General features: G+C 67.0%; 28 protein-coding genes. 10 read left to right on the top strand and 18 right to left on the bottom strand.

Annotated features, from left to right (window positions below; translation table 11 throughout):
• Positions 1–29 precede the first annotated feature (29 nt).
• On the bottom strand, positions 30–968 hold the full coding sequence (rarD, locus tag ABD678_RS03230; RefSeq protein WP_344753653.1) for an EamA family transporter RarD: 939 nt from the start codon (positions 966–968) through the stop codon (positions 30–32).
• A 109-nt stretch (positions 969–1,077) separates the two neighbouring features.
• A complete protein-coding gene (gene groES / locus ABD678_RS03225; RefSeq protein WP_344753651.1) occupies positions 1,078–1,374 on the bottom strand; it encodes a co-chaperone GroES in 297 nt (98 codons plus the stop codon).
• 224 nt (positions 1,375–1,598) lie between these two features.
• Here groES and ABD678_RS03220 point away from each other — a divergent pair, with 224 nt between their 5' ends.
• Positions 1,599–2,774, top strand: a complete 1,176-nt coding sequence (locus ABD678_RS03220; protein ID WP_344753649.1) for a class I SAM-dependent methyltransferase — start codon at positions 1,599–1,601, stop codon at positions 2,772–2,774.
• Positions 2,775–2,852: 78 nt separating this feature from the next.
• On the opposite strand, the gene ABD678_RS03215 is transcribed toward ABD678_RS03220, so the two are convergent.
• On the bottom strand, positions 2,853–3,191 hold the full coding sequence (locus tag ABD678_RS03215) for a DUF4190 domain-containing protein (protein ID WP_344753647.1): 339 nt from the start codon (positions 3,189–3,191) through the stop codon (positions 2,853–2,855).
• A 145-nt stretch (positions 3,192–3,336) separates the two neighbouring features.
• Here ABD678_RS03215 and ABD678_RS03210 point away from each other — a divergent pair, with 145 nt between their 5' ends.
• Entirely contained in the window at positions 3,337–3,747 is a 411-nt protein-coding gene (locus ABD678_RS03210) for a DUF2752 domain-containing protein (protein ID WP_344753645.1), read from the top strand.
• A 17-nt stretch (positions 3,748–3,764) separates the two neighbouring features.
• On the opposite strand, the gene ABD678_RS03205 is transcribed toward ABD678_RS03210, so the two are convergent.
• The 8 genes from ABD678_RS03205 to glmS form a co-directional block, all read right to left on the bottom strand.
• Positions 3,765–4,172 (bottom strand): DUF4190 domain-containing protein, encoded by a 408-nt coding sequence (locus ABD678_RS03205; RefSeq protein WP_344753643.1) that lies wholly within the window; start codon positions 4,170–4,172, stop codon positions 3,765–3,767.
• 82 nt (positions 4,173–4,254) lie between these two features.
• Positions 4,255–5,307, bottom strand: coding sequence for a tRNA (adenosine(37)-N6)-threonylcarbamoyltransferase complex transferase subunit TsaD (gene tsaD / locus ABD678_RS03200; RefSeq protein WP_344753641.1), 1,053 nt, complete (start codon positions 5,305–5,307; stop codon positions 4,255–4,257).
• Positions 5,304–5,804: a ribosomal protein S18-alanine N-acetyltransferase gene (gene rimI / locus ABD678_RS03195; RefSeq protein ID WP_344753639.1), complete on the bottom strand. Its 501-nt coding sequence runs from the start codon at positions 5,802–5,804 to the stop codon at positions 5,304–5,306. Before rimI ends, tsaD begins: the two co-directional genes overlap by 4 nt.
• Positions 5,801–6,436 carry a tRNA (adenosine(37)-N6)-threonylcarbamoyltransferase complex dimerization subunit type 1 TsaB gene (gene tsaB, locus ABD678_RS03190; RefSeq protein ID WP_344753637.1) on the bottom strand — a complete coding sequence of 212 codons (636 nt, stop codon included), beginning with the start codon at positions 6,434–6,436 and terminating at the stop codon, positions 5,801–5,803. Before tsaB ends, rimI begins: the two co-directional genes overlap by 4 nt.
• Before the next feature lie 2 nt (positions 6,437–6,438).
• A complete protein-coding gene (tsaE, locus tag ABD678_RS03185; protein ID WP_344753635.1) occupies positions 6,439–6,936 on the bottom strand; it encodes a tRNA (adenosine(37)-N6)-threonylcarbamoyltransferase complex ATPase subunit type 1 TsaE in 498 nt (165 codons plus the stop codon).
• Positions 6,936–8,045 (bottom strand): alanine racemase, encoded by a 1,110-nt coding sequence (alr, locus tag ABD678_RS03180; RefSeq protein ID WP_344753633.1) that lies wholly within the window; start codon positions 8,043–8,045, stop codon positions 6,936–6,938. Before alr ends, tsaE begins: the two co-directional genes overlap by 1 nt.
• The gene (locus ABD678_RS03175) at positions 8,042–8,410 is read right to left on the bottom strand and encodes a holo-ACP synthase (RefSeq protein WP_344753631.1); all 369 of its coding nucleotides are present in this window, start codon (positions 8,408–8,410) and stop codon (positions 8,042–8,044) included. The genes alr and ABD678_RS03175 overlap by 4 nt, the downstream gene beginning before the upstream one ends.
• A 21-nt stretch (positions 8,411–8,431) precedes the next feature.
• Positions 8,432–10,285 (bottom strand): glutamine--fructose-6-phosphate transaminase (isomerizing), encoded by a 1,854-nt coding sequence (glmS, locus tag ABD678_RS03170; protein WP_344753629.1) that lies wholly within the window; start codon positions 10,283–10,285, stop codon positions 8,432–8,434.
• A gap of 56 nt (positions 10,286–10,341) precedes the next feature.
• Between glmS and coaA the strand changes: the two genes are divergently transcribed.
• Positions 10,342–11,289 (top strand): type I pantothenate kinase, encoded by a 948-nt coding sequence (coaA, locus tag ABD678_RS03165; RefSeq protein ID WP_344753627.1) that lies wholly within the window; start codon positions 10,342–10,344, stop codon positions 11,287–11,289.
• Positions 11,290–11,305: 16 nt separating this feature from the next.
• Here coaA and glmM read toward each other — a convergent pair whose 3' ends face one another.
• From glmM to rplM, 3 genes are read right to left on the bottom strand one after another with little or no spacing between them, the layout of a single operon-like run.
• Complete coding sequence (gene glmM, locus ABD678_RS03160) at positions 11,306–12,667, bottom strand: phosphoglucosamine mutase (protein ID WP_344753625.1); 1,362 nt, start codon at positions 12,665–12,667, stop codon at positions 11,306–11,308.
• Positions 12,668–12,689: 22 nt separating this feature from the next.
• Positions 12,690–13,238, bottom strand: coding sequence for a 30S ribosomal protein S9 (gene rpsI, locus ABD678_RS03155; protein WP_344753623.1), 549 nt, complete (start codon positions 13,236–13,238; stop codon positions 12,690–12,692).
• Between the two features lie 29 nt (positions 13,239–13,267).
• On the bottom strand, positions 13,268–13,711 hold the full coding sequence (gene rplM, locus ABD678_RS03150; RefSeq protein ID WP_344753621.1) for a 50S ribosomal protein L13: 444 nt from the start codon (positions 13,709–13,711) through the stop codon (positions 13,268–13,270).
• Positions 13,712–13,933: 222 nt separating this feature from the next.
• On the opposite strand from rplM, the gene ABD678_RS03145 reads away from it, so the two are divergent.
• Both ABD678_RS03145 and ABD678_RS03140 read left to right on the top strand, forming a co-directional pair.
• The gene (locus ABD678_RS03145) at positions 13,934–14,236 is read left to right on the top strand and encodes a hypothetical protein (protein ID WP_344753619.1); all 303 of its coding nucleotides are present in this window, start codon (positions 13,934–13,936) and stop codon (positions 14,234–14,236) included.
• Positions 14,190–14,825, top strand: a complete 636-nt coding sequence (locus ABD678_RS03140) for a transposase (RefSeq protein ID WP_344753617.1) — start codon at positions 14,190–14,192, stop codon at positions 14,823–14,825. Before ABD678_RS03145 ends, ABD678_RS03140 begins: the two co-directional genes overlap by 47 nt.
• A 301-nt stretch (positions 14,826–15,126) precedes the next feature.
• Here the strand turns inward: ABD678_RS03140 and ABD678_RS03135 are convergent, their stop codons facing one another.
• Positions 15,127–15,843, bottom strand: a complete 717-nt coding sequence (locus ABD678_RS03135; RefSeq protein WP_344753615.1) for a sulfite exporter TauE/SafE family protein — start codon at positions 15,841–15,843, stop codon at positions 15,127–15,129.
• 61 nt (positions 15,844–15,904) lie between these two features.
• Here ABD678_RS03135 and ABD678_RS03130 point away from each other — a divergent pair, with 61 nt between their 5' ends.
• Positions 15,905–17,041 carry an NADH:flavin oxidoreductase/NADH oxidase gene (locus ABD678_RS03130; RefSeq protein WP_344753613.1) on the top strand — a complete coding sequence of 379 codons (1,137 nt, stop codon included), beginning with the start codon at positions 15,905–15,907 and terminating at the stop codon, positions 17,039–17,041.
• A 17-nt stretch (positions 17,042–17,058) separates the two neighbouring features.
• Positions 17,059–17,529, top strand: coding sequence for a nuclear transport factor 2 family protein (locus ABD678_RS03125; RefSeq protein WP_344753611.1), 471 nt, complete (start codon positions 17,059–17,061; stop codon positions 17,527–17,529).
• 25 nt (positions 17,530–17,554) lie between these two features.
• On the opposite strand, the gene ABD678_RS03120 is transcribed toward ABD678_RS03125, so the two are convergent.
• Positions 17,555–18,169, bottom strand: coding sequence for a TetR/AcrR family transcriptional regulator (locus ABD678_RS03120; RefSeq protein WP_344753609.1), 615 nt, complete (start codon positions 18,167–18,169; stop codon positions 17,555–17,557).
• Positions 18,170–18,310: 141 nt separating this feature from the next.
• Here ABD678_RS03120 and ABD678_RS03115 point away from each other — a divergent pair, with 141 nt between their 5' ends.
• The 3 genes from ABD678_RS03115 to ABD678_RS03105 all read left to right on the top strand — a co-directional run bounded on the left by ABD678_RS03115 (position 18,311) and on the right by ABD678_RS03105 (position 21,188).
• Positions 18,311–19,192, top strand: coding sequence for an ABC transporter ATP-binding protein (locus ABD678_RS03115; protein ID WP_344753607.1), 882 nt, complete (start codon positions 18,311–18,313; stop codon positions 19,190–19,192).
• On the top strand, positions 19,189–20,037 hold the full coding sequence (locus tag ABD678_RS03110) for an ABC transporter permease (RefSeq protein ID WP_344753605.1): 849 nt from the start codon (positions 19,189–19,191) through the stop codon (positions 20,035–20,037). The genes ABD678_RS03115 and ABD678_RS03110 overlap by 4 nt, the downstream gene beginning before the upstream one ends.
• Positions 20,038–20,132: 95 nt before the next feature.
• Positions 20,133–21,188, top strand: a complete 1,056-nt coding sequence (locus ABD678_RS03105) for an ABC transporter substrate-binding protein (RefSeq protein ID WP_344753603.1) — start codon at positions 20,133–20,135, stop codon at positions 21,186–21,188.
• A 50-nt stretch (positions 21,189–21,238) separates the two neighbouring features.
• Here ABD678_RS03105 and ABD678_RS03100 read toward each other — a convergent pair whose 3' ends face one another.
• Together ABD678_RS03100 and ABD678_RS03095 are read right to left on the bottom strand one after the other, a co-directional pair.
• Positions 21,239–21,724, bottom strand: a complete 486-nt coding sequence (locus ABD678_RS03100; RefSeq protein WP_344753601.1) for a nuclear transport factor 2 family protein — start codon at positions 21,722–21,724, stop codon at positions 21,239–21,241.
• Positions 21,721–22,179 carry an acyl-CoA thioesterase gene (locus ABD678_RS03095; protein ID WP_344753599.1) on the bottom strand — a complete coding sequence of 153 codons (459 nt, stop codon included), beginning with the start codon at positions 22,177–22,179 and terminating at the stop codon, positions 21,721–21,723. The genes ABD678_RS03100 and ABD678_RS03095 overlap by 4 nt, the downstream gene beginning before the upstream one ends.
• Positions 22,180–22,221 lie beyond the last annotated feature (42 nt).

The following is a 22,221-nucleotide window of genomic DNA, read 5'->3' as shown; positions in this document are numbered from 1 at the left end:
GTGCGGCACCCCCGAAGAATACCTAAGGCTCAGCCCGGCAGCGGTGAGGCGCGTCGCACAGACCTCGCGTGAAGCACCATATCGGTGCTGAGGACGACGAGGGCGAGCCACACGAGCGAGAATCCGATCCACCGCTCGAGCGGCATCGCCTCGTGCATGATGAACGTGCCGATGAGGAACTGGAGAACCGGGGTGAGGTACTGGACGAACCCGATGATGACGAGCGGCAACCGGCGAGCAGCGGCCGCGAAGAGCAGCAGCGGGACGGAGGTGACGATGCCCGCCGCCGCGAGGAGCACCGTGTTGGCAACCCCCGCGGTCCCGAACACGACCCCGGTCGTCGCACCCACGAAGACCAGTTGCACGATGGCGATCGGGGTGAGCCAGGCGGTTTCGACGGCGAGGCCGGTCAGGGCGTCCACCCGGGGGCCCACCCGCTTCTTGACCAGGCCGTACAGACCGAAGGAGAAGGCCAGCGCGAGCGAGATCCAGGGGAAGGCGCCGTAGTTGACGGCGAGCACGATGACCGCGATGGCACTGACGGCGACCGCCATCCATTGCACTGGCCGCAGCTTTTCGCGCAGCACGATGACGCCGATGAGGATCGTGACGATCGGGTTGATGAAGTATCCGAGTGCTGCCTCATTCACGCGCCCGGACACGACAGCGATGACGTACACCTGCCAGTTGAGGAAGACGAGCACACCGGCCAGGCCGAGGGTCAGCATGGTCCGGCGGTCGCGAAGGAGCCTGCGGACGGTTCCCCACCGCCGCAGCATCAGGATGATGAGCGCGCAGAAGATGACGGAGAACAACACTCGCCACGCGACGATCTCGAACGGGCCCGCGGGCGCCAGGACGAGGAAGTAGATGGGCATGAAGCCCCAGAGCCCGTACGCGGCGAACGCGAAGAGCGTACCGGAACGCGTCGAGCCCGCTGGATCCCTCGTGGACTGGTTCACCTGCATCCGCTGATCATCTCGCATGTGAGGGTTCAACGCGAAAAGCCCGCCGGTTCACACCGGGCGGGCTTTTCGACTGGGAGCTGTTGAGGCTCGAGCGTTGGTGAGGCGTTCGTCAGCGAACGACGACCGCGAGCACGTCGCGGGCCGAGAGGACGAGCAGGTCGTCTCCGCCGAACTTGACCTCTGTGCCGCCGTACTTGGAGTAGATGACCTTGTCACCGACCGCGATGTCGAGCGGGACGCGGTTGCCGTTGTCGTCGATGCGACCTGGACCGACTGCGACGACTTCGCCCTCCTGGGGCTTCTCCTTCGCGGTGTCCGGGATGACGAGGCCGGACGCAGTGACCTGCTCGGCGTCGACCTGCTTGATGACAATGCGATCCTCGAGCGGCTTGATGGACACCGACACGGTTGACCTCTTCTTTCTTACACTTCGAAATTCGTGGGGTTAGCACTCTCACTGCGAGTGTGCCAGATCAACTGTACTCGTCTGGTTGGCACTCTCGCAACGTGAGTGCCAATCCAGCTGCCTCCTGTCCCAAATGAAGGCATTCCCGACCGGATGGGCGAAAGTTGCCCATGGACTCGTGCTCGTCGGCCCCGAGTGCCTTCATTTGGGACAAGAATGGGGCGATGGAGAAGAGCGAGCTCGTCGAGTTGCTCTCGGCCGAGGGGCTGCGCCTGCTCGATGAGCTACCGCCCTACGACTCGGCGGCGGATGTCGTGCGCACGGTGGGTGCGCTGCGCGCGGCGGGTCATCCGCCCACCCTCGTCGCTGCGGTGCTCAGCCAGTCGAAGCTGCGCCGTCGCGCCAGGGACAAGTTCTCCGACTTCGCCGACCGGATGCTCTTCACCGAGGCTGGGCTCGAGCAGGCGACGAGACTCCCGGTGGCCGCCCTGCACGCCCAGCGGTTCCGCGGCGCGGGGCTCGGCCGGATCGCCGACCTCGGCTGCGGCATCGGGGGCGACGCCCTCGCCATGGCCGCCCTCGACCTCGGGGTCACCGCCGTGGAACGCGATGAGGTGACCGCCGCGATCGCCGCCTACAATCTCGCGCCGTGGTCGAACGCCGAGGTCGTCAACGCCTCCGTGGAGGACCACCCGCTCGACGGCATCGACGGCGTGTGGCTCGACCCGGCACGGCGGCATGGGACCACGAGGCTGAAGAACCCCGCCGACTGGTCGCCGTCGCTCGACTTCGCATTCGATCTCGCCCGGCGGCTGCCCACGGGCATCAAGCTCGGCCCCGGCATCGACCGCGATCTCATCCCCGAGGAGGCGGAGGCGCAGTGGGTCTCGGTGGGCGGCGAGGTCGTCGAGCTGGCGCTCTGGTTCGGCGCGGTCGCCCGGCCCGGCATCCGCAGGGCTGCGACCGTCATCGCCGCCGGCGGCAGCGCGGAGCTCACCGCCGCGGAGGACAGCCCCGATGTGGAGGTGGGCCCGCCGGGCGCGTACGTCTACGAACCGGATGGCGCGGTCATCCGTGCCCGCCTCATCGGCGACCTGGCGCGCAGTATCGGGGCGACGATGCTCAGCGAGGGCATCGCCTGGTTCAGCGCGGATGCCGCGGTCGACACCCCGTTCGCCTCGCGATTCCGCGTACTCGAGTCGCTCCCCTACGACGTGCGCGCGCTCAAGAGGCTCGTTGCGGCGAGGCGCATCGGAACCCTCGAGATCAAGAAGCGCGGGGTGGATGTCGACCCGGCCGAGTTGCGGAAGAAGCTCTCCCCGAAGGGGGACGCCGCCGCGACGCTCATCCTCACCCGCGTCGCCGGACGCCACACCGCACTCCTGGCCGAACGCGACTGATCCCGCAGCGACGACGTCGTCAGCCCCGGAACGGAAAAGCGGGCCGCGCTCGCGCGCGACCCGCTCCGCCTTACGAGATCAGTAGCCGGGGACGTTGCTCACGACACTGCCGTAGGTGCCCAGGATGAGCAGCGGCACGAGGATCGAGAACAGGAAGATCAGGATCCACAGCACGGTGAACACGTAGCCGAGGATCGTGCCCCACAGCGCGAGGCCGTGGCCGCCCTCACCGGACTTCTTGATCTGGCCGAGAGCGATGTGCCCGCAGATGATGCCGGCGGGGGCGATCACGAAGGCGGCGATGAGTGCGATGATCGCGAGAACGTTGGTCGGCTTGCCGGCGGGCGCAGCCGCGGTGTACGGGTTCGCGGGAGCCGGTGCGGGCGGCGGTGTCGCGGGAACGTTGGGGTCAGTCATGTGATCTCCATGGTTGTTGTGTGCGGACGTGCGTCCGGCGGAGCCATAGTCTCACCGCGGACGGACCCTGTCAACGGTACGGGCCGCAGGTCGGGATGCCGGTCGGGGCCGTCGCGCGTAGTCTGAGACACCGGAGGGAGGGGCGATGCGCGTTCGAGACGTGGGAGGCCGGGTGCGACGCCATCCGCTGGGCGTCTCGCTGGGCGCCGGTGCCGTCGTTCTGCATGCCGGAGCCGTCGCATTCTTCTCCGCGCGGAACCCCTACGCCGAGACGATCTTCCCGCCGTGCCCCCTCCTGCACCTCACCGGATGGCAATGCCCCGGCTGCGGGGGCACCCGCTCCCTGTACTCCCTGCTGCACGGCGACCTCCTGGGCTCGCTCGCCATGAACCCGCTCGTGGTGGCCGGCTACCTGGCCGTCGCCGTCTCGCTCGTGGGGGTCGTCGCAGGGCGACGCGGGAAGGCGGGAGTGGCCACTACCCTCTACTGGATCGCAGCGGCCATCGCCATCGGCGCCACCGTCTACAGCGGAGTCCTTCGCAATCTCATCGTCTGAGCTGCGCGCGGGTGCGCCTAGTAGCCCGTGCTGACGGCGAACACGACGAAGCCGATGCCGATCACGACCCAGACGAGCGCGATCCCGAGCCCGACGTATCCGGTGATGAGTCCGGCGAGAGCCATCCCCCGCGCGGGCTCTCGCTTGAGGCCGAGGTGGCCGAGAATGACCCCGGCGAGCGAGAAAAGGAACCCTGCACCGTAACAGCAGGAAAGGAGGACCCCGATGATGCCGAAGATCATCGCCAGCAGGCTCAGCACGGTCGACGGCTTCTGCGGCCCGGCGGCATAGTACGGCGACGGAGGCTGAGGTGGGACGGATGCCTGGTACGGCGACGCGGGCGGAGGCACCGGCGGCACCGGTGGCTGCACCGGAGGAACCGGCGGCGGAACCGGACCCTGGTCGGGCGTTTCTGGATCGGTCATGTCTCTCCCTGGTTCGGACGCGGACCCGAACCCGCCTATCGTGGCATCCGGTTGAGGGACTGTCAAAGTGCAGGGCGCGGGTTCAGCCGACCCCGGCCTGGATGTCGGTGACCGGCAGGGTGGAGTCGGCCCCGAAATCCAGCGTGGACGGTGCGCTCCCGGCCATGATGAGCTGCGCACCGAGCGCCGCGATCATCGCCCCGTTGTCGGTGCACAACGAGAGTGGTGGGATCCGCAGTGCCACTCCGGCCTCTGCGCAGCGCAGCGTCGCCACCTCGCGCAGGCGCGCGTTGGCGATGACCCCACCGCCGAGCAGGAGCCGCGGCACTCCGAGGTCGGCGCAGGCCGCGAGCGCCTTCGTCACGAGCACGTCGACGACGGCCTCGCGGAACGATGCCGCGACATCCGCGACCGGCACATCGCTGCCCTCATCGCGGTGCTTCTCGACGTGGCGGGCGACCGCCGTCTTGAGCCCGGAGAAGGAGAAGTCGTAGCGGTGCTTCTCGAGGTCCTTCGGCAGGCTGAGGCCCCGCGGGAAGCGGATCGCGGCCGGATCGCCGCCGAGTGCCGCGCGGTCGATCTCCGGCCCGCCGGGGTAGGGCAGGCCGAGGATGCGGGCGACCTTGTCGAAGGCCTCCCCCGCTGCGTCGTCGATCGTCTCGCCGAGGAGCTCGACATCCGAGACCAGGTCGCGCACGAGCAGCAGCGAGGTGTGCCCGCCGGAGACGAGCAGGGCGACGGTCGGATAGTGCAGCTCGTCGCCGGTCAGGATGTCCGCCCCGACGTGCCCGACCAGATGATTGACGGCGTAGAGCGGCTTGCCGAGCGCGACCGCGAGGGCCTTGGCCGCCCCGACCCCGACCATGAGGGCGCCGGCGAGGCCCGGGCCGCTCGTGACGGCGATCGCGTCGAGGTCATCGAGCGCAACCCCGGCCTCGGCGAGCGCGGCCGTGAGCGTTGGGCCCATCGCTTCGAGGTGGGCGCGAGCGGCGATCTCCGGGACGACGCCACCGTATCGGGCGTGCTCCTCCATCGAGGACGCGATCGTGTTGGCGAGCAGAGCGTCGCCGCGCACGATCCCGACGCCGGTCTCGTCGCAGCTCGTCTCGATGCCGAGTACAAGGGGGCCTGTCACGCGCCGTCCTCTGGCGCGGTGAAGGTCGAACGGCGGGGCGGCACTGCGAGCCGCATGACGATCGCGTCCACACCATCCGGCTGGTAATAATTCTCCCGCACAGCGAGATCCTCGAATCCGAGCGACCGGTACAACGCCTGCGCTCCCGCATTGTCGGCGCGCACCTCGAGGAACACCTCTTCCGCGCCGCGTTTGCGAGCCTCGTTCACGAGGCTCAGGATGAGCGTGCGACCGAGTCCTCCGCGCCGGGAACCCTCCGCGACCGCGATGGTCTGGATATCGGCCTCCTTCGCGCCGCGCGGTGCGAGCAGCCCCGCGTAGGCTTCGATGCTCTCCGGGGTCTCCGGGCGGAACGCGACGAGGTACCAGGCGTTCACGTTCGCGAGCTCGTTGCGCATGGTCCCGCCCGACCAGGCATCGTTCGCGAAGATCGAGGTCTCGAGCCGCATGATCGCCTCGAGGTCGCCGGCCTCCGCACGGCGCAGCTGCCAGGTCATGCCGTCACCCGCTTCGGGCCGGCGGAAAGGGTGACGTCTGGCGAGCGCAGGTAGAGCGGCTCCGCTCCGGCGAAGTCGCGACCGTGCGCGTAGAGGGTCTCAGCGAGCAGGCCGACGGATGCCGCGGAGACCCAGTCGGCATCCACCCGCCGGTGACCCGGATGGCCGGTCACCCCCTGAGGCAGGTGATCGGGACGGTCGAGCCCCGGCCCCTCGACCCGGATCGGCAGGGAGAACTCGTCGGCGCCGCTGTAGGCGCTCCAGTAGCGTTCGTGACGGCGCGCATCCGTCGTCACGAGGAGCGGGCCGGTCTCCCCGGCCGCATAGCGGGCGAAGGCGACCGCGTCGTGGCTCACGACGCGCACGACCGGTTTGCCTGCGCCGAAGGCGAAGGCATTGGCCGCTGCGATGCCCACCCTCAGGCCGGTGAAGGGCCCGGGGCCCATGCCGACCGCGACACCGGAGAGGCGCGCGATCGCGATACCCGCTGCGTCGAGGCACTCGCGGATGAGCGTGCCGATGACCTCGGCGTGACGGCGGGTGTCTTCGACAGAACGCTCGGAGAGGACGCCGCCCTCGCGGTCGACGACGGCGACGCTCGTCCCCGCCGAGGTGTCGATCGCGAGAAGCATGTCTACAGCCTAAAGTCCGCGAATCGGGGGCCGTGCCCGCTGATCGTGACTTCGCGCGGCTCCACCCCATCCAGGAGATCATCGCTTCCGGCGCCGGCACCGATGCGGGCGGCGCCCACGGGTCGCACGATCGCTACCTCGAGCCATGAGTCGGCGAGCCCCTCGATCATCCCGGCAGCCCACTCGACGACGACGATCGAGCCCTCGAAGTCGATGTCGAGATCGTCGAGTTCCGCCGCGTGCGAGAGCCGGTAGGCGTCGACGTGGACGAGTGGGGCGCCGCCCTCCCGCGGATGCGTCCGTGCCAGCACGAAGGTCGGGCTCGTCACGGCACCGCGCACGCCGAGCGCCGCGCCGAGGCCGCGCGTGAGAGTCGTCTTGCCTGCTCCCAGCTCGCCGTTGAGGGCGACGAGGTCGCCGGCGCGCAGTCGCCCGGCGAGGCGCGCACCGAGGGACTCCATGTCCTCCGGTGTCGCGACCGTGAGCCGCAGAGTCTCCATCACCCGCCGCCGAGGTAGCGCCGCGCGACCCGGTGGCCGAGACGGGCGACGATCTCGTAGTTGATCGTGCCTGCCGCATCCGCCCAGTCCGTTGCGGAGGGTGCGCCGCCGGTCGGGTCTCCGAAGACGACCGCGCGGTCCCCCACCGAGACCGCCGCATCGCCGATGTCGACGACGAACTGGTCCATCGCGACCGTGCCGCACACCCGGTACGTCTCACCGCCGATGAGCACCGGCCCCCGATTGGAGGCCTGCCGCGGTATGCCGTCGCTGTAGCCGAGGGGGACGAGCGCGAGTGTCGTCTCCCGTTCCGTGTGGTACCGGTGGCCGTAGGAGACGCCGCTTCCGGCGGGGACGCGCTTCAGCGAGACGATCGCCGCACTCAGTTCGAGAGCGGGCACGAGGCCGAGCTCGGCGGCCGCGACACCGGCGAAGGGCGAGAGCCCGTAGCTGCCGAGTCCCACGCGCACGAGGTTGTAGCGGGCCTCCGGCCGCCCGAGCGCACCCTCCGTCGCGGCGAGGTGCAGGAGCTCCGGGTCGATCCCTGACGAGCCGGCCACCGCCCGCGCCCGCTCGAAGGCCGCCCGCTGGGCGGCATCCGCCTCTGGCCCGGCATTGGCAAGGTGGCTAAACAGGCCCCGGATGCGCGGCCCCCCTGCCCCCTCGAGCTGCTGGGCGCGTTCGAACAGCGCACCCCAGGTCGACTCCTCCGCACCGTTGCGACCGAGCCCGGTGTCGACCTTGACCTGAACGTTGCGCACTCCTGCTGCCGCCGCACGCTCGAGCTCGTCGCGCGAGTTCACCCCGACATCGAGATCGGCCGCCGCATGTGCGGCGAACGTCTCCTCGGGTGCGTGCAGCCAGGTCAGGATGGGCGCCGTCACCCCCGCCTCGCGCAGCGGAAGAGCCTCGGCCGCATCGACCACACCCAGCCAGTCGGCGCCCCCGGCGAGCGCGGCGCGCGCGACCCGGACGGCCCCGTGCCCGTAGCCGTCCGCCTTCACGACGGTCATCAAGTGGGGCGTCCCGACCGTCGCGCGGATCGTCGCGACGTTGTGCGTGATCGCGTCGAGGTCGATCACGGCCTCGCGCAGTGCGCGTTCGCTCACGATGCCTCCGCGATGACATACGCGATCGCGATGCCGGCGTCATGGCTCATCGACAGGTGCAGCGAGGTGATGCCCCGTGCCTCGGCGATCGCGGCGACGCCGCCCTGCAGGGCGAAGGACGGATTGCGCTGACCGTCGGAGACGACCGGCATGTCGTGCCAGCTGACACCCTCGGAGTCGCCGAGGGCCTTGATGAGCGCCTCCTTCGCGGCGAAGCGGGCGGCAAGGGAGTGGAGGGCGAGTCGTCGCCCGGCCTGCACCTGTTCGCTCTCGGCGAACAAGCGCGTGAGCAGCGCCGGGGTTCTCGTGGCCGCCCGCTCGAATCGGGCCAGCTCGACGACATCGACGCCGATACCGACGATCATGCGCTGCGCCCGATCACCGCGTCACTCGACCGTCACGGACTTCGCAAGGTTGCGCGGCTGGTCGACGTCGAGGCCCTTCGCCGCCGCAAGCTCCATCGCGAAGATCTGCAGCGGGGCGAAGGCCAGGAGCGGCTCGAAGAACGCCGACGCGGGCGGAATCGTGAACACCTTGTCCGCGTAGGGCAGCACTGAAGCATCCCCGGCCTCGGCGATCGCGAGCACGCGGGCACCGCGCGCCCGGATCTCCTGGATGTTCGACACCACCTTCGGGTGCAGCGAGTCGGCGCCACGCGGGCTCGGCACGACAACGAACACCGGCTGGCCGGGCTCGATGAGCGCAATCGGTCCGTGCTTGAGCTCGCCGGCGGCGAACCCCTCCGCGTGGATGTAGGCGAGCTCCTTGAGCTTGAGCGCGCCCTCGAGGGCGACCGGGTAGCCGACGTGACGGCCGAGGAACAGCACGGAGCGGGTGTCCGACATCCAGTGTGCCAGTTCCCGGATCTCGGCGTGCTGCTCGAGCACAGTCGCGAGCTTGGCCGGAACGGCCTGCAATTCGGCAAGGAGGACGGATGCCTCCGCCGTGCCGAGTGTGCCCCGCAGGCGAGCCAGGTGCAGCCCGAACAGGTAGACGGCGGTGACCTGGGCGACGAGCGCCTTGGTCGAGGCGACCGCGACCTCCGGGCCGGCGTGCGTGTAAATCACGGCATCCGACTCCCGGGCGATCGTGGCGCCCTGGGTGTTGCAGATCGAGATCGTCTTCGCGCCCGCCTCGATCGCGTACTTGACGGCCATGAGGGTGTCCATGGTCTCGCCGGACTGGCTGATCGAGAGGACGAGCGTGCGCTCGTCGATGACCGGCTCCCGGTAGCGGAACTCGTGCGACAGGTCGACCTCGACCGGGATCCTCGCCCACTTCTCGATCGCATACTTGCCGATCATGCCGGCGTAGGCCGCGGTGCCACAGCCGAGGATCACGATGCGCTCGATGCCGCGCAGCGTGTCGTCGAGGCCATCGAGCTCGGGGATGTGGACGGCACCGTCGGCGGAGCGTCCGAGGAGCGTGTTGGCGACCGCCTCCGGCTGCTCGCTGATCTCCTTGGCCATGAAGCTCGACCAGCCGCCCTTCTCGGCGGCAGAGGCATCCCAGGTGACCTCGAACTCCTCAGTGTCGACCGGGTTGCCATCGAAGTCGGTCACCGACACCGAGTCCGCCGTGATCGTCACGATCTGGTCCTGGCCGATCGCGAGCGCCCGCCGGGTGTGCTCGACGAAGGCCGCGACATCCGATCCGAGGAAGTTCTCGTTCTCGCCGAGGCCGATGACGAGCGGCGAGTTGCGGCGCGCCCCGACGACGACGCCGGGCTGGTCGCGGTGCAGCACGAGCAGGGTGAAAGCCCCCTGCAGTTTCGCGACGACGCGGCGCAGCGCCTCGGTGACATCCCCCGTGTCGCGGAACGCGTAGCCGACGAGGTGCGCGGCGACCTCGCTGTCGGTCTCGCTCGTGAACACCGTCTCCGGGTGCGCGACGAGCAGCTCTGTCTTGAGTTCGGCGAAGTTCTCGATGATGCCGTTGTGGATGAGCGCGAGCCTGCCGTCGTCGCCGAGATGCGGATGCGCGTTCGCGTCGGTGGGTCCGCCATGCGTCGCCCAGCGGGTGTGCCCGATCCCGGTGGGGCCGTCCTGCACCGGATTCGTTTCGACGTCGTCGACGAGCACCCGCAGCTTGCCCGCGTGCTTGCGTACCTCGAGGCCGCCGTCGGTGCCGATGACAGCGATACCGGCGGAATCGTATCCGCGATACTCGAGACGGCGAAGGCCGCCCAGCAGCACCTCCACGCTGCGGTTACCTCCGACGTAGCCCACGATTCCACACATGGTCTGAATTTTAGGGTACCGAGCCGTGAACGGCCGCCACGGGTAGTCTGTTCTGGATGCCTGAGCCCACCGCTGCCAACGGCCACCTGACTCCGTTCCTCGAGATCGAGCGCTCGGCCTGGGCGGACCTCGCCCCCACGACGCAGCAGCCGCTCACCCCGCATGAGCTGGCCGGTCTGCAGGGTCTCGGAGACGTACTGGACCTCAGCGAGGTCGCTGAGGTCTACCTTCCGCTCAGCAAACTCGTGAGCCTCTATGCCGTGGGGGCGAAGAGACTGCATGCTGCAACGAGCAGCTTCCTGCGCCAGCGCAGCCAGAGCACGCCGTTCGTGATCGGCATCGCCGGCTCGGTGGCGGTCGGCAAGTCGACGATCGCCAGGGTGCTGCGCGAGCTGCTCGCCCGCTGGGAGGACACCCCGCGCGTCGAGCTCGTGACGACCGACGGCTTCCTCTGGCCGAACGCCGAGCTCGAGCGCCGCGGCCTCATGGAGCGCAAGGGCTTCCCGGAGTCCTATGACCGCCGCGCGCTCCTGCGCTTCGTCACCATGGTCAAGAGCGGCGCCCACGAGGTGCGCGCTCCCCTTTACTCCCATCTCACCTACGACATCGTGGCGGACGACGAGGTCGTCGTGCGCCGCCCCGACATCCTCATCGTCGAGGGCCTCAACGTGCTGCAGCCGCCCGCCCCCGGCCGCAAGCTCGCGGTGAGCGACCTCTTCGACTTCACGATCTACGTGGACGCCCGCACCGCCGACATCGCCCGCTGGTACGAGGAGCGCTTCCTCAAACTGCAGCGCGGCGCCTTCGCCGACCCGCAGTCGTTCTTCCACCGCTACGCGAGCCTCAGTGAGGCGGAGGCGCGTGCGAAGGCCAGGGACATCTGGAGCCGCATCAACGAGCCGAATCTCGTGCAGAACATCCTGCCGACGCGATCGAGGGCGACGCTCGTGCTCCGCAAGGAGACGCAGCACGCCGTGAGCAGCGTGCTCCTCCGCAAGATCTGAGCGCTGGAGCGCGAGGTCAGCGGGAGAGACGCTTGCGCACGACCGAAGCGAGGGAGTGCGCGATCTCATCGGCGAGCGCCTGGTCGGATGCCTCCACCATGACGCGCACGAGCGGCTCCGTGCCCGAAGGGCGCAGCAGCACGCGTCCGCGATCGCCGAGCTTCTGCTGCGCGACGACGACGGCCGCCGCGATCGTGTCGTCGTCCGCGAGCGACTCGTGGTCGACATCCTTCACGTTGACCATGATCTGCGGGTACACGGTCATGACCGAGACGAGTTCGGCGAGAGTCTTTCCGGTGCGCGCGAGCTCGGCCGCGAGATGCAGGCCGGTGAGGATGCCGTCACCGGTCGTGGCATGAGCGGTCATGATGACATGACCGGACTGCTCACCGCCGAGACTCAGGTCGTCGCGGGAGAGCGCCTCGAGCACGTAACGGTCGCCGACACGCGTCTCGACCATCGTGACACCGTTCTCCGCCATGGCCAGGCGCAGGCCCAGGTTGCTCATGACCGTCGCGACGAGGGTGTCCTGCGCGAGCAGGCCGCGCTCCTTGAGAGAGAGCGCGAGGATCGCCATGATCTGGTCGCCGTCGACGACGTTGCCGGCAGCGTCCACCGCGAGGCACCGGTCGGCGTCGCCGTCGTGGGCGATGCCGAGGTCTGCGCCGTGCTCGACGACCGCCTTCGCGAGCTGCTCGAGGTGGGTCGAGCCGACGCCGTCGTTGATGTTGATCCCATCCGGGTCGGCCCCAATGAGGGTGAGGGTCGCGCCGGCGCCGCGGAAGGCATCCGGCGACACCCCGGATGCGGCGCCGTTCGCACAGTCCAGCACGACGTGCAGACCGTCGAGCCGCGTCGGGAGCGTGCCGAGCAGGTGGACAAGGTAGCGATCTTCTGCGTCCGAGAACCGGCGGATGCGCCCGACCTCCGGGCCGGTCGGGGCTATCGGCAGCTCGGCGAGGGCAGCCTCGATGCGGTCCTCAACCTCGTCGGGAAGCTTGGTCCCCCCCGCAGCGAAGAACTTGATCCCGTTGTCGGGTGCTGGGTTGTGCGAGGCGGACACCATGACGCCGAAGTCGGCGTTGACGTCGGCAACCAGGAAGGCGAGCGCCGGCGTCGGGATGACCCCCGCGTCGTACACGTCCACCCCCGAGCTCGCGAGCCCGGCTGCAACGGCGGATGCGATGAATTCGCCGGAGATCCGAGGGTCGCGCGCGAGCACCGCGACGGGCCTGCGCCCGGAAGCGCGACGACCGTCGGCGTAGCGCCCCTTGCCGAGCACGACGGCGGCAGCCTGGGCCAGCCGCAGGGACAGCTCTACCGTGAGGGTCTCGTTGGCGAGACCCCGAACTCCGTCAGTACCGAAAAGCCGGGGCATGACCGCGTCAGGCCTGCAACGACTAGCGCTTCGAGAACTGCGGAGCCTTGCGGGCCTTCTTGAGTCCCGCCTTCTTGCGTTCGATCACCCGGGCGTCGCGGCTGAGGAAGCCGGCCTTCTTGAGCTCCGGGCGGTTGTTCTCCCGGTCGATCTCGTTGAGGGCACGGGCGATCCCGAGGCGCAGGGCCCCGGCCTGGCCGGAGGGGCCGCCACCGGTGATGCGAGCGATGACGTCGTAGCTGCCGAGCAGGTCGAGCACCTTGAACGGATCGTTGATGAGCTGCTGGTGCAGCTTGTTCGGGAAATAGTTCGCGAGGTCGCGACCGTTGACCGTGATGGTCCCGGTGCCGGGGACGAGCCTCACGCGGGCGATGGCCTGCTTGCGGCGGCCGACAGCGGCGCCCGGAACATTGAGCACGGCACGGGGAGCCTTGGGGGCGGCCTCGGCCGGGGTCTCGGTGGTGTAGTTGCCGCCGAGTGTCTCCGCCGCGGGGTCGACGGCGCTGCTGTCGACCGCGCTGACGGTCGTGTCTTCAGCAGGGGTGTCGATGGAGTCTGAGATCTTCGCCATGGAAATGGTCCTTAGTTCGTCAGCCGGCGCTACTGCGCGACCTGGGTCAGGGAGTAGGGCTTGGGCTGCTGCGCAGCGTGGGGGTGCTCGGCACCGGCGTAGACCTTGAGCTTGCTCAGCTGGGCACGGCCGATCGAGTTCTTCGGGAGCATGCCGCGCACAGCCTTCTCGACTGCGCGGGTCGGGTGCTTTGCGAGCATCTGCGAGTAGGAGGTCGCGGACAGTCCGCCCGGGTAGCCGGAGTGGGTGTAGGCCTTCTTCTGCTCGAGCTTCGCACCGGTCAGGGCGACCTTGTCGGCGTTGATGACGATGACGAAGTCACCGGTGTCGACGTGCGGGGCGAAGGTCGCCTTGTGCTTGCCGCGGAGGAGAACGGCGACGTGGCTGGCCAGGCGGCCGAGCACGACATCCGTGGCGTCGATGACGAGCCACTCGCGGGTGACCGCGTCGGGCTTCGGGGTGTACGTACGCATAGTTAGCTGTACTGCTCTCTGATCGAAGGGAGTTGTTCGTGAATCCCGCTCCGTGGACGTTGCCCGACGCAGACACGTCGGGAACAAATCCGGTGGAGGGCTCTTCTTCGGGCGCCGCGCAGGGGCGGACACCAAGGGTCAACTATAGTCGATGCCGCATTCGCGGTCAAAAGGGCTCGAACGATCGTCGCGTGTGCCCTGGATGATCGAACCGGCGAGGTTATGCGCCACCGGTTCGGCTATGACCTGGCCGAGGTCGTGGCGTGGGTGGCCTCGTTGCCTGGCCTGCAGAAGACCGTCTATGAGGCTGGGCCGACGGGGTTCGGCCTGGCCAGGCTGCTGCGTTTGGATGAGATCACGGCGGTGCGGGTCCCCTCGATCGAGGAAGAAACGGCTCGCGATCTGGTTCGCTCCAGGGAGGACACCCGGCAGGATCTGATGGCCGCCCGGCACCGGTTATCGAAACTGATGCTGCGCCATGGATTACGTGTATTCGGACGGGGAAGCGTGGATTCGAAAACATGATCTCTGGTTGCGGCAGCACCGCGACGGGGATCTGGCGTTCACCACCGCGTTCGATGCCTCCTATGAGGAAGCCATCCAGACGGTTGCCCGACGTGACCGGCTGGATAGAACGATCGAGCAGATGGCTGCCGACTCGCCCTTCACTCCGCTGGTGAACCGGCTCGGTTGTCTGCGCGGTGTCGGGACGTTGACCGGATTCGCTTTGGCGGTGGAGATCAGCGACTGGCACCGGTTCACCGGCAACACCATCGGTGCTTTCCTCGGTCTGGTGCCGTCGGAGCACTCTTCGGGCCAGTCCCGGGTGCAGGGATCGATCACCAAGACCGGCAACTCTCATGCCCGCCGACTCCTGGTAGAAGCAGCCTGGAATCACCGCCGCGATTACCGACCGAACGCCGGGTCCGTGCTGCTCACCCGGTGGGAGAAAGCACCCGAGACAGCTCGGCTGCGCGGTCAAGCCGGCAACGAGCGCCTCCATCGGCAATGGGTGCGGTTCATCGCCCGGAAGAAACGACCTGTCGTCGCCAACGTCGCGATCGCCCGTGAGCTGGCCGGATGGTGCTGGTCGCTGGACGTTCTCGACGGCTGACCCGAAGACCGCTGGTAGTCCCGGCCGAGGTGTCGGCGAACACGTTGAGTGACCCGCTTTTCAGCTATGAGCAGCACTGCCACCGGCAGGGTGACCCTCGATTTCTAGACCAGCGGAACCACTCCAGTTCGAACACTTCGCCCTGCGGTAACCAACCCGCGCATATTAGCCTGACCGTGCGTCGATAAGACACGCTCGACACCCACGGCCGGCGACCACCAGCAGAAGCGGCGCCCAGGACAGATCACCCCGGACGCCGCTTCACCCTGCCCACTTGACAAAAACCACTACATATCAGCTGCTAGCCGTACAGCCCGAACCCGTGCGCTATCGCTCCCAGCCCGCTGGCGAGCAGCACCACGAGCACGACTGCTCGCGCTCGCGCTTCGGACATCTTCGCGAACACGAGTGAGCCGATCAGGGTCCCGACGAGGGTGGCGGGGAGCGCTCCCGACGCGAAGAGCAGATCGGGCAGGTTCACTCCGCCAGCCACAGCGATGACGGCGAATGCGAGCACGGACTGAATGCTCAGCACCGCCGCGGAAGTGCGGCGGGCGGAGGCGGCGCCGAACCCGGAACCCTGGATCGCGATCACAATCGGCGGCCCTCCCATGCCGGTGCCAGGCGCGAGAAATCCGCTGAGCAGCCCCGCCGTGACGTAGGAGCGATCGCGCGCGGCGAACCGCAACCCCATTGCGACCGCGATGGTCGAGACGATCACGAGGATGCCGATGGTCACGGACAGGGCGTCAGTACTGAGTTGCCACGCCGCCCACAGCCCGGCCGGCATGCCGACCGCCGCGGTGATGACCATCACAAGAGACTGCCTGCCGGCTATCGGGGCTTTGCTTCGCAGCATGACCCATGCCGCGCCCGGAAGGCCGGCGACGAGGCTGATCACGACGGCTGCTCGTGGGTCGATCACAACGCCCAGAAGAGGTACCGCCACCAACCCGAATCCGAACCCGGTCGCACCGGTGATGACGCCCGCGCCAACACAGATAATGGTGGCTAGCACGAATTCGAGCATCACATTCCTGATGGTTGCGGGAGATGGTACGGTACAGTACCGTACTCATGTGAACGATACGCTATCTACCCTGCCGGTGGCACTCTTTTCCCCGATCGCTTTTCGCGATGTGGTGGTGCGCAACCGTATTGGGATGGCGCCGATGTGCCAGTATTCGTCGCCTGCGGATGGAACTGCTACCGATTGGCACTTGGCGCACCTCGGGTCACGCGCGGTGGCCGGCGTCGGCCTGGTCATGACCGAGGCGACCGCGGTCTCGCGTGATGGTCGGATCTCCCCGCATGACTTGGGAATCTGGTCGGATAACCAGGTGCCCGGCCTGAGACGGGTCACCGACTTCCTTCGTCAGCATGGCGCGGTCTCGGGCGTTCAGCTCGCTCATGCTGGGCGAAAGGCCTCCCGACTTCCCGCCTGGGAAGGCGGAGGCTTTCTTCAACCGGAGGGCGGTGGATGGGAAACGCTCGGACCGAGCGCTCTCGCCTATGACCGGACCGGCCTCGCGGTCCCGAGAGAGATGACGCTCACCGAAATCGACGCCGTCGTCGATGACTTCGGCGCGGCTACCCGCCGTGCCCGGGAAGCGGGATTCGACGTGATCGAGATCCACGCGGCACATGGCTACCTTCTGCACTCATTCATGTCAGCCCTGTCGAACACTCGAGACGATCAGTATGGAGGCGATTATGAGGCGCGCACGCGGCTTCTCCGCGAAGTCATCACCCGGGTGCGCGAGGAGTGGGGGGAGCGCCCGCTCTTCGTGCGGATCTCCGTCGTGGAGGCTTTCGAATCGCCTGATTCCTGGACACTGGCCGACAGTGAGCGGATAGCAGGGTGGCTGATCGATCAGGGCGTCGACCTGATCGACTGCAGCACCGGAGGGCTGGTGCCGGGCGCCGGGATATTCGGGGACACGCCTGCGTACCAGCTCGAATACTCGGAGGCACTCCGTCGGGTTGGTGCAACGACCGCGGTCGTCGGTGGCATCACCGAGCCAGCGCAAGCGGAAGAAATCCTCCGCGATGGGAAGGCCGACCTGGTGCTCCTTGGCCGGGAGCTGCTGCGTAACCCCGGCTGGGTCGGCCGTGCCGCCGCAGAACTGGGGGTTCCACGGCCCGCCCCGCCGCAGTACTTCCGCGCTTACCGACCAGGCGAAAGTACGGCACTGCTGACTGAGAGGACACACTAATGAGAGCAATCAATGACATGGAGCGCCTGCTGGCGCTGGAAGACATCCGCCGGATAAAGGCCGAATACTTCGCCGCGATCGACGAGAAGCGGTGGGATGACCTGGAGGCCGTCTTCCTGCCGGATGCCCAGTTCGGGCCGTTCTGGGCGGCTGCCGAACCCGAGAGTGTGCAACAGTTCGTGGAAAGTGTGCGGACGACTTTCGCCGATGTGCATACCATCCATGTCGCCTTCATGCCGATAATCGACCTTCTCGATGCCGACCACGCGACCGGTCGTTGGTCGATGCAAGACACGCTGAGCTGGGCTCCCGACACCTTTGACTTCCGGGACTCTGCTGTCCCCGGGCAGCGCGGCGCCATCGGAAAAGGCGTATATCGGGATCGCTACCAGCGCGATGCCGATGGCCGATGGCGAATCAGCTTCACTTCGCTCGAGCGGCTGAGTATCGAGGCAGTGGTCGACCCCGCGTTGGCGATTCCGGTCTGACAGCACATTCTCCACCGGTACGAGGTCAGGGGGTGCGGTTCTCCGGGTGAATCGCGCGTTCGAGGCAGAGCACCAGCGTGTCCATGAGTTCACGGTCCGGGGCACGCCGTTCCCACACCAGTCGGTAGACGAGCGGAGCGGCGATCATGGTTGCGAGTGCCTCGACGGAGAATTCGTCGCCGGCTTCTCCCCGCGCCTTGGCCCGTTCGATGATCTGGACGTTCGCCGCCATCTGGCGGGTCACCCACGAATGGAATGTGGTGGCAAGGGCCTCGTCTTCGACCGACTGCCCGACAATGCCGGCGAACATGCGGTTGACGCCTGGCTCGGAGTACTGTTTGAGCCGTCGTTCGAGGAAGTAGCTGACTTCCGCGCGGAAGGAACCGAGATCCGGAACGACGATCGGTTGGATTACTTTGCCCAGCGCGGCTATCAGAAGCTCAGACTTGGTGGTCCATTTGCGATAGATGGTCGCCTTGCTGACGTCTGCGCGGGCGGCGATGGCGTCGGTCGTCACCGCACCATAACCCCCTTCGGAAAGCAGGTCGAGGATGGCCTGGAGGATGGCTTCCTCACGGGCGGCCTGGGCTTCTTTGGTGCGCCCACGTCCCCCGGATCTGGGTAGTGTCTCCGAAACCATGATTTCTACTTTCCCTATGCGCGCAATTGTTGCTATAGTACTATACAGTTTCGTATCGTGAGGTACACCTGCCTCGATCCGACCTTAGTTGACGATACGGGGCCGCCTCGTACGGGAAACGAAAATATAAGGACCAGAACGATGTCGATGAAGACAGAAGTACGAAAGGCAGAATCTGTGCAGCCGACCGATGAGCAAGCCGTCACTGAACCGGCACTGAACACTGGCGCACGCCGTACTCTCGGACGTTCAGGCGCGACTATCACGGTCGACCACGTATCGCATGCCTTCGCCCTGGCCGGGGGCGAGGATGAACTGGTTCTCGATCAGGTGTCGTTCGAGATCCCGTCGGGCGAGTTCGTCGCCCTGGTCGGCCCCAGCGGGTGCGGGAAGACGACGGTGCTCAACTTCATGGCGGGTCTGATCGCCCCCCTCTCTGGGCAGGTCGTCATCAATGGCGATGTCATCACGCGCCCGACCCGGCACACCGGCTACATGTTCGCCAGGGATGCGCTGCTTCCGTGGCGCACCGCCATCGCCAACGTCGAGAGCGGTCTGGAGATTCGCGGGGTTTCGGTCAAGGAGAGACGGGAGCGCGCCCAGAACGCCCTCGACCTGGTCGGGCTCGGGTCGTTTGCGCACCACTACCCCAAGCAGCTGTCGCAGGGCATGCGTCAGCGGGTGGCCGTCGCCCGCACCCTGGCCATGGACCCTGACACCCTCCTGATGGATGAGCCGTTCGCGGCGCTCGACGCCCAGACCAGAATTCGCGTCCAGGGTGAGTTCACCCGAATCTGGGAGAACTCGAACAAGACCGTTGTGCTGGTGACGCACGACCTCAGCGAGGCCGTGCTGATGGCCGACCGGGTCATCGTGCTTGCAGCGCGGCCGGGTCGCATCGTTGCTGATATCGCCATTGACCTGGAGCGACCCCGCAACGTGGAGGAACTGCGGTTCTCCAGCCGCTTCCTCGAACTCAACTCGCAAGTTTATGAAGCACTGAAGAAGGGAGAGGCATCATGAGCGTTCTCACTACCGGTTCGGCCACACGGCTGTCGCCCACCGAGGTCCTCGCGCGGCTGCATCAGCAGAAAGCGGTCCGTGCGGCAAAATCCCGCAGGCGCACTGCAGGCGTGTGGTTCACCAGACTCGCCATCCTGGCCTCCTTCGTCATCGCCTGGGAGTGGGCGTCGGAATCTGGCGCCATTAACGCCGCATTCTTCTCGCAGCCGAGCGCCATCGTCGATTACATGGGCAAGGCAATCATGGACGGTAGTGCTGTCGAAAACGGTATTGTGACCCTTCGCGAAATGGCTCTGGCGTTCGTCATCGGGTCGGTCGCGGGAATCGCATTCGCCCTGCTTCGGGTCAGCTTCCCCTACTTCTCCGACGTCTCCGGGCCGTACATCACGGTGTTGAACGCTCTGCCGCGCGTCGCGCTGGCGCCGATGTTCGTCATCTGGTTCGGACTCGGTGAAGAATCCAAGGTTGCCCTCGCCGTCAGTCTCGTGGTGTTCATCGTGATGATCACGACAGAAGCCGGCACCAGGTCGATCGAGCAGGAGTACATCACCGCCATGCGGGCGATGGGCGCCAATCGCGGCCAGATCTTCCGACGCGTGCTGTTGCCGGGGTCGGTGCCGTCGATCTTCGCCGGTCTCCGCCTCGCGGTCGTGTATTCGCTGCTCGGCGTGGTCTTCGGCGAGATGCTCGCGGCAAACGCCGGCCTTGGCCAGCAGATTCAGTACTTCGGCAGCACCTTCCGCACTGACGGCGTCTTGGGGACGGTGCTGTTCCTCGCCGTCATTGCTCTCGCGCTCAACTGGCTCGTGGCGCTCGCCGAGACCCGCCTTTCGCGGTGGCGATAGCCGCACACAGACCTCCGACGCCCGCTCAGTGCACCCGGGCGGACGTCGGAGACGGGCACCAGCCCGCAATCCCTATGTACAAAGGAGTATGAAGCATGAGGAAGAAATTAGCCATCGCGGCGGTCGCCACTGCGGCGGTTCTGCTGGCGGGCTGTTCCACAGCAAGCCCGAATTCCGGCCAGAGCGAGGGTGAATTCACCGGAGGCTCCCTGAAGATCCAGGTCTTCCCGGGGAACATTCTCAGCCTCGCCGAATTCATCGGTGTGGAGTCCGGAATCTATGCAGACCACGAGCTGGACGTTGAGTTGGTCACGGTGGAAACCGGTCCGGCGGCGACGGCGGCGGTGGTGAGCGGCGCGGTCGACATCATGTCGAACAGCCCCGGAAACATGCTGATCCCGAAGAGTCAGGGTCAGGACCTGGTCTACCTGAGCAACTACATCAGCCGTGACTTCGCCACGTGGCTGGTGCAGGAGGATTGGCCCACTCCGAACGCGGACAAGCCGTATCCGGAGCCCATCAAGGACTGGAAGGGGGCCCGCATCGGAGTGTCCGCTGCAGGCAGCCAGGTGGAGCTCCAGACCAGGATCCTGCTGCAGGACGCCGGACTGGACCCCGATCATGATGTCACCTTCATCGCGATCGGATTCGGTCAGCAGGGCTTCACCGCGTTCGCCCAGAAGCAGGTGGACATCGCTCTCGGCATCGAGCCGATGACGACCATGATCACCCAAGCGGGCGGTCGCTTGATGTACGACAACACCAAGCCGGAGCTGACGCCGGAGCCGTTCCAGAACCTGCCGGGTAACGGGCGCGTCGCCACATCGGCGAATGCCAATGCCAACCCCGGCTTGTTCGCTGCCTACAACGAGGCGCAGGCCGAGATCATCGAGTTCATGGCGGATACGGCGAACCGCGACGAAGTCGTCGACTACTTCGCGGAGTGGTCGGGACTGGAAAGCGAATTGGCCGGGTCGGTCATCGATACCTTCCAGCCCGTGTTCAACATTGAGTTCGACTGCGCTTCGCTGGGCACGATCATGGACTACTTGAACCGAAACGACCTGCTGGAGACAGCCACCACCGAGGTCTCGGATGACTGCCGTGACTTCATGTGGGAAGGCGCCGAGGAGTACGCCATCGGCTACTGATCCCGGCGACGCATGGTGGCGGGACCCGGTCGGGTCTCGCCACCATCGTGTCACTGGGGCGTGCTGGAGCGGTCTTCGACGACAACCTTGCGCTCGACGAAGCGCCAGGTGTCGTCGACTCCTCGTACGCACCGGTCGAGATAGTGGCCCATCGCCCAGATGTAGGACGGCCCGTCGTCGGGTCGCGTGTCGATCCGAAGGAAGTAGCTGTGGGCCGCGGCTTCGCTGTCGCTGAGCAGAGTGATGGACGGGTGCACGGTGATGTGTTTCATACGCCACTGGTCGGTGACCGTGTGCCGTCGGATGAACTCCGCGAATTCGGCCGGCCCCTGGAAGCGTGTCGTCATTCCGTTGGGACGCTCGGATGTCCAGATGCCGTCGGGTGTGAAACAGTCGATGTAGGCGGCGAGATCGTTCTCGTCGATGGCGTGGCTATAGCGGTACATCAACTGCGTGATTGCACGTTCCGCTTCCAGGGCGGCGAGCCTGGCTGCGATCTGATCGACGTCGGCTGCCCGGACGTGTGGGTCGCTCACTGCGGTGCCTCATCGGTCGAGATGCGCAGGAGGGCGCGTCGGGTCGCTTCCGGAATGGGCGTCGGGGTCCCGTCAGTCGTGTCGATGAAGACGTGCACCCACCGGCCGACGGCGTGGAGCGTGGGTGTGGCGCCGGAACTGAACAGGGCCAGCCGGTAGATCGTGCTGGTGCGGCCGACGTGTTCTACCCGCAGCCCCACCATGAAGTCGGTGGGGTAGTGCGCCTCCTTCAGGAACGTGCATCCGGACTCCGCAACGACATTCCGAATCTCTCCGCCCATCGGGTCGGTTCCGGCTTCGGTCGTGAGGAAGCGGTTGATGGCCGAGTCGAAGTACTGGAAGTAGACCGAGTTGTTCAGGTGGCCGTACATATCGTTGTCCGTCCAGCGGGAGGTCATCGGCGCGTGATGAGGGAAATCCTCGGGCTGCAGCGCTGTCATCTCGGCGCGATCCATGATCGGGCTCCTGTTCTCGTGAAGTGGGGGACAAAGAGTGGT

Source organism: Leifsonella bigeumensis, from assembly GCF_039537265.1.
GTDB lineage: Bacteria > Actinomycetota > Actinomycetes > Actinomycetales > Microbacteriaceae > Terrimesophilobacter > Terrimesophilobacter bigeumensis.
Note: the sequence above shows the minus strand (reverse complement) of the source record. Positions and strands in the feature narration are given on the sequence as shown.